This is a genomic window from Pseudomonas sp. NBRC 111133 (genome assembly GCF_001320605.1).
In the GTDB taxonomy this organism is placed as follows: domain Bacteria; phylum Pseudomonadota; class Gammaproteobacteria; order Pseudomonadales; family Pseudomonadaceae; genus Aquipseudomonas; species Aquipseudomonas monteilii.
Window position 1 is genome coordinate 1 of record NZ_BCBJ01000185.1, and the last position, 800, is coordinate 800.

Annotated in this window: 1 protein-coding gene; it reads right to left on the reverse strand. The window is 56.9% G+C overall.

What is annotated here, in order from left to right; translation table 11 throughout:
- Window positions 1-800: elongation factor Tu (locus APH36_RS30355; protein ID WP_155489611.1), on the reverse strand; the 800-nt coding region annotated here is incomplete at both ends.

Consider the following 800-nt stretch of genomic DNA (forward strand, 5'->3'; position numbering starts at 1 on the left):
CCTTCGTCCAGCAGCTTGCGGAACATCTCAACACCGGTGCAGGTGGTGGTGGTGGTGTCACGCAGACCAACGATTTCCAGTGGGTCTTGAACGCGAACGATACCACGCTCGATACGACCGGTAACAACGGTACCACGACCCGAGATCGAGAATACGTCTTCGATCGGCATCAGGAACGGCTGATCAACGGCACGAACTGGCTCAGGGATGTAGGCATCCAGAGTTTCTACCAGCTTCTTGACAGCGGTAGTACCCATTTCGTTGTCGTCTTTGCCTTCCAGGGCCATACGAGCGGAACCGATGATGATCGGAGTGTCGTCGCCTGGGAAGTCGTAGGTGGACAGCAGGTCGCGAACTTCCATCTCGACCAGTTCCAGCAGCTCAGCGTCGTCTACCAGGTCAGCCTTGTTCAGGAAGACCACGATGTACGGAACGCCTACCTGACGAGACAGCAGGATGTGCTCACGGGTTTGTGGCATCGGACCATCGGCGGCCGAGCAAACCAGGATCGCGCCGTCCATCTGGGCAGCACCGGTGATCATGTTCTTCACGTAGTCAGCGTGACCTGGGCAGTCAACGTGAGCGTAGTGACGAATGTTCGAGTTGTACTCGACGTGAGCGGTGTTGATGGTGATACCGCGCGCTTTTTCTTCCGGAGCCGAGTCGATCTTGTCGAACTCAACGACTGCCGAACCGAAAACTTCGGAGCAGACGCGAGTCAGAGCTGCGGTCAGAGTGGTCTTACCGTGGTCAACGTGGCCGATAGTGCCGACGTTAACGTGGGGAAGGGAACGATCAAA